At 70.9% G+C, this 5177-nt stretch carries 4 protein-coding genes and 1 pseudogene; all 5 read right to left on the reverse strand.

What is annotated here, in order from left to right; genetic code table 11:
- Nucleotides 1-142: 142 nt before the first annotated feature.
- Entirely contained in the window at nucleotides 143-2362 is a 2220-nt protein-coding gene (locus tag AB0F18_RS38325; RefSeq protein ID WP_362069916.1) for an NADP-dependent isocitrate dehydrogenase, read from the reverse strand.
- 196 nt (nucleotides 2363-2558) lie between these two features.
- The gene (locus AB0F18_RS38330; protein ID WP_362069919.1) at nucleotides 2559-2912 is read right to left on the reverse strand and encodes a DUF805 domain-containing protein; all 354 of its coding nucleotides are present in this window, start codon (nucleotides 2910-2912) and stop codon (nucleotides 2559-2561) included.
- Between the two features lie 209 nt (nucleotides 2913-3121).
- Nucleotides 3122-4204, reverse strand: coding sequence for a magnesium/cobalt transporter CorA (gene corA, locus AB0F18_RS38335; RefSeq protein WP_362069925.1), 1083 nt, complete (start codon nucleotides 4202-4204; stop codon nucleotides 3122-3124).
- A 73-nt stretch (nucleotides 4205-4277) separates the two neighbouring features.
- On the reverse strand, nucleotides 4278-4670 hold the full coding sequence (locus AB0F18_RS38340) for a TOBE domain-containing protein (RefSeq protein ID WP_362069922.1): 393 nt from the start codon (nucleotides 4668-4670) through the stop codon (nucleotides 4278-4280).
- Nucleotides 4671-4702: 32 nt separating this feature from the next.
- Nucleotides 4703-5177, reverse strand: a pseudogene (locus AB0F18_RS38345) (hypothetical protein); the annotation flags it as partial.

The following is a 5177-nucleotide window of genomic DNA, read 5'->3' on the forward strand; positions in this document are numbered from 1 at the left end:
TCCGCCCTTCCGATCTCGCCGGTACCGGCGGGCGGGGGGCGCGGCACGCGGCCACCGCCTCGGAGCGGGCCCCGGGTACGGGGCGGCCCCGGCCGGCGTGCTGCCGGCCGGGGCGGACCCGTACCTCCGTGCTTCCGGGGCGTCAGCCCAGGATCGCGAGCGCCTGGTTCAGCGTCGCGGACGGGCGCATGACCGCGGCGGCCTTGGCCGGGTCGGGCTGGTAGTAGCCGCCGATGTCGGCCGGGGAGCCCTGGACGGCGATGAGCTCGGAGACGATGGTCTCCTCCTGCTCGGCCAGCGTCTTGGCGAGCGGCGCGAAGGCCTCGGCCAGCTGGGCGTCGTCGCTCTGGGCGGCCAGCTCCTGCGCCCAGTACAGGGCGAGGAAGAAGTGGCTGCCGCGGTTGTCGATGCCGCCGAGGCGACGGGTCGGCGACTTGTCCTCGTTGAGGAAGGTGCCGGTGGCGCGGTCGAGGGTGTCGGCCAGCACCTGGGCGCGGGCGTTGCCCGTGGTGACGGACAGGTGCTCGAAGGAGGCGGCCAGCGCGAAGAACTCGCCCAGCGAGTCCCAGCGCAGGTAGTTCTCCTTGACCAGCTGCTGGACGTGCTTCGGGGCGGAGCCGCCGGCGCCCGTCTCGAAGAGGCCGCCGCCCGCCATCAGCGGGACGACCGACAGCATCTTGGCGCTGGTGCCCAGCTCCAGGATCGGGAAGAGGTCGGTCAGGTAGTCGCGCAGCACGTTGCCGGTCACCGAGATGGTGTCCTCGCCGCGGCGGATGCGCTCCAGGGAGTACTTGGTGGCCTCGACCGGGGAGAGGATCTCGATGGTCAGACCGTCGGTGTCGTGCTCGGCCAGGTACGTCTTGACCTTGGCGATCAGCTGCGCGTCGTGGGCGCGGTCCTCGTCGAGCCAGAAGACGGCCGGGGCGCCGGTGGCGCGGGCACGGGTGACGGCGAGCTTGACCCAGTCCTGGATCGGCAGGTCCTTGGTCTGGCAGGCGCGGAAGATGTCGCCGGCGGCGACTTCCTGCTCGATGAGCACGTTGCCCGCGGCGTCGACGACGCGGACGGTGCCCGCGGCGGCGATCTCGAAGGTCTTGTCGTGGCTGCCGTACTCCTCGGCCTTCTGGGCCATCAGGCCGACGTTCGGCACCGAGCCCATGGTGGCCGGGTCGAACGCGCCGTGGGCGCGGCAGTCCTCGACGACGGCCTGGTAGACGCCGGCGTAGCTGCTGTCCGGGAGGACGGCGAGGGTGTCGGCCTCCGCGCCGTCCGGGCCCCACATGTGGCCGGAGGTGCGGATCATGGCCGGCATCGAGGCGTCGACGATGACGTCGGACGGCACGTGCAGGTTGGTGATGCCCTTGTCGGAGTCGACCATCGCGAGGGCCGGGCCCTCGGCGATCTCGGCGTCGAAGGAGGCCTTGATCGCGTCGCCCTCGGGCAGCGCGCCCAGGCCGTTCAGGATGGTGCCGAGGCCGTCGTTCGGGGACAGGCCGGCGGCGGCCAGGGTCTCGCCGTAGCGGGCGAAGGTCTTCGGGAAGAAGGCGCGGACCACGTGACCGAAGATGATCGGGTCGGAGACCTTCATCATCGTGGCCTTGAGGTGCACGGAGAACAGGACGCCCTCGGCCTTGGCGCGCTCGATCTGGTCGTTCAGGAAGGTGCGCAGCGCGTCGACGTGCATGACGGACGCGTCCACGACCTCACCGGCGAGGACCGGGACGGACTCGCGCAGCACGGTGGTGGCGCCGTCGGCGGCGACGTGCTCGATGCGCAGGGTGCCGGCCTCGGCGATCACCGCGGACTTCTCGGTGGAGCGGAAGTCGTTCGCGCCCATGGTGGCGACGTTCGTCTTCGACTCGGGGCTCCAGGCGCCCATGCGGTGCGGGTGGGCCTTGGCGTAGTTCTTCACCGAGCCGGGGGCGCGGCGGTCGGAGTTGCCCTCGCGCAGGACCGGGTTGACGGCGCTGCCCTTGACCTTGTCGTAGCGGGCGCGGACGTCGCGCTCCTCGTCGGTCTTCGGGTCGTCCGGGTAGTCCGGAAGGGCGTAGCCCTGGCCCTGGAGCTCGGCGATCGCGGCCTTCAGCTGCGGGATCGAGGCCGAGATGTTGGGCAGCTTGATGATGTTGGCCTCGGGGGTCTTCGCCAGCTCGCCGAGCTCGGCGAGGGCGTCGGCGATGCGCTGGCCCTCCTCCAGGTACTCGGGGAACAGGGCGATGATCCGACCGGCCAGGGAGATGTCACGGGTCTCGACATTCACACCGGCCGTCGACGCGTAGGCCTGCACCACGGGCAGGAAGGAATACGTCGCGAGGGCCGGGGCCTCGTCAGTGTGCGTGTAGATGATGGTCGAGTCAGTCACCGGATGCTCCGCTCCACAGTCTGCGTCTCTCGTCTGCAACATTGCTCGACATCAAGATATCTCGTGATCGGCCCTGTCAGGACAGCCCCCTGCCGCAACCCGGGCGAGACGCGTGTCACCCCGCGCGCGAAAACGCCGTCACCGGCTGTGAGCTGCCGGTGACGGCGTTACGGCGTACGGGTTGCGCGGCTGTGGTTCAGGCTCCGATCTGCTTCGGGTTCGGTCCGTAGAGGTTGGGCCCGGCGTCGCCCTCGGCGGCCATCAGGATGATCATCCAGATGAAGCCGATGAAGGGGATGAAGCTGATCAGGTACCACCACCCGGACTTCCCGGTGTCGTGCAGCCGGCGGACCGAGACCCCCAGGGACGGGAGGAAGACGGCGAGGGTGTAGATCCAGGTGATCACCGGGTAGCTGCCGAGCGCGTAGTCGAGGATCGTCAGGACGATGACGATCGGGATGTTCCAGAGGAGGAACATCCAGTACTCCTGGCGGCGGGCGCGGCCCTGGAAGTCCGCGTACCGCTTGATGACGTCGACGTAGTAGTTCACGAGTCCCCCCTTGGGACGGAACCTGCGGCCCCTCCCCTGAAAAACGGGGCCGGGCCGGACTTATGCCCTCACGACGACGCCCCCAAGCCACTTCGAGCCAACCGAATAAGGCCAGCACCCCTGGTTTCAAAGGCAGTTGTGCCGCTCAGCGGCCGTCCGGTGTGGCTGTGCGCCTCTGCCGAGCCGCAAAGACCCGGCCAGGGCGAGGGTCAGAGCCAGCCGTTGCGGCGGAAGCCCCGGTGGATGACGTAGCAGGCGACCGCCATGACGACGAGGACCAGCGGGTAGCCGTACGTCCAGTGCAGTTCCGGCATGTGGTCGAAGTTCATGCCGTACACCCCGCACACCATCGTCGGCACCGCCACGATCGCCGCCCACGCCGTGATCTTCCGCATGTCCTCGTTCTGCGCGACCGTCACCTGCGCCAGGTGCGCCTGCAGGATCGAGTCCAGGAGACCGTCGTACGCCGCGATCTGCTCGGTCGCCCGCGTCAGATGGTCGGCCACGTCGCGGAAGTACGCCCGCACCTCCGGCGGGATCACCGGTATCGGCTGCGTGGCGAGGTGTTCCAGCGGCCGACCCAGCGGGGACACCGCCCGCCGCAGTTCCAGGAGTTCGCGCTTCAGCTGGTAGATCCGGCCCGCGTCACCCCGCCCGCCGTGCTCGCTGAACACCGCCGTCTCCACGCAGTCCATGTCGCTCTGCACCGCGTCCGTGACGGCCACGTAGTCGTCGACCACGTGGTCCGCCATGGCGTGCAGCACGGCCGCCGGCCCCTTCGCCAGCTGCTCCGGCTCCGCCTCCAGGGCCTCGCGGACGGGGCCCAGCGTGCCGTGGCCGCCGTGCCGGATGGTGATGACGAAGTCCTCGCCGATGAAGGCCATCAGCTCGCCGGTCTCCACCACCTCGCTGGTCGCCGTCAGTTCCTCGTGCTCGACGTAGCGGACGGTCTTGAAGACGGCGAACAGGGTGTCGTCGTAGCGCTCCACCTTGGGCCGCTGGTGCGCGTGGACGGCGTCCTCGACGGCCAGCGGGTGCAGCCCGAACAGCTCGGCGAGCCCGGAGAGCTCCAGCTGCGAGGGCTCGTGCAGGCCGATCCAGACGAAGCCCTCGCCCGTCTTGCGGACCCGCCGCAGCGCCTCCTCGACCTCGGCGCAGCCGTCCTGGCGGATGCCGTCCCGGTAGACCACGCAGTTGACCACGGCGCTGCCGAGCGGCGAGCGGGCGGGGTGACTGAGGTCGACCGCCCGCTGGTAGCCGCGGCGGACGGCCCGGCGCAGGTTGCTGAACATGGACAAGGCGGCACTCCCCTTCGGCGGATCAGCGGCCAGTCTGCCACCGCGCCCCGGGGGCCCGTGCCGGAGGTCAGCCGCGGTCGACGAAGACGCTGGTCGACTTCACCCGCGCCGTGGCCCGCGAGCCCACCTCCAGGCCCAGCTCCTCCACCGCCTCCCGGGTCAGCAGGGACACGATGCGGTGCGGCCCGGCCTGGATCTCCACCTGGGCGTCGACGGTGCCGAGCTTCACACCGGTGACGATGCCGGGGAAGGCGTTGCGCGCCGAGGTGTAGGGGGCCTCGTCCCCGTCGGCCCCCTCCTGCGCGACCTCCACGCAGAACGCGGCCAGGTCCGGCCCGTCGACCATCCGGCGGGTTCCCTCGCGGCGGGTGGGGAAGCGCTCGGCGTCGGCCCAGCGACGGGCGGTGTCGACGCTGACGCCGAGCAGCCGGGCCGCCTGGCCGATGGTGTAGGACTCCATGCCCGCAGCTTAGGCGGGGCGGTGGTGGTGGGCTAACACGCGGGCGACGATCCCTTCTGGCCGGTGAGGTCGCGGTTGTAGAGCCAGCCGGTGGCGTTCGTTCCGTCAACGCGCACGAAAGTCCACTGGTTCCCGTACGAGTTGACGATGTAGCACTGGTACCAGAGCTTCGTTCCGCTCTTGACCAGGGCGCCCTGGGCGCACTGCTGGTAGGGCGCGGCCAGCAGGTGGTGGTCGCCGGATATGTAGCCGTAGGTGCCGGGCTTGGGGTCCTTGTGGGTCCAGCCGGCGCACCCCGTCGGTACGGGGCTCGGCTTGGCCGCGCCGGGCGAGGGCGCGGACGCGGAGGGCGAGGCGGTGCCCGGCTTCTTCGACGGGCCGCCGGAGGCGCCGGTCCGGGACGGGGAGGGGGACGGGCCCGGGCTCGCCGTGCCCGGCAGGCCGCCCGGCGCAGGGGTTGCGGGGGCGGCGGTCGGCGGCGTGGCGGTGGCGCGCGCCTTCTTGCCG

Origin of the sequence: Streptomyces sp. NPDC029216 (assembly GCF_040648015.1) — a bacterium.
Taxonomy (GTDB): Bacteria; Actinomycetota; Actinomycetes; order Streptomycetales; family Streptomycetaceae; genus Streptomyces.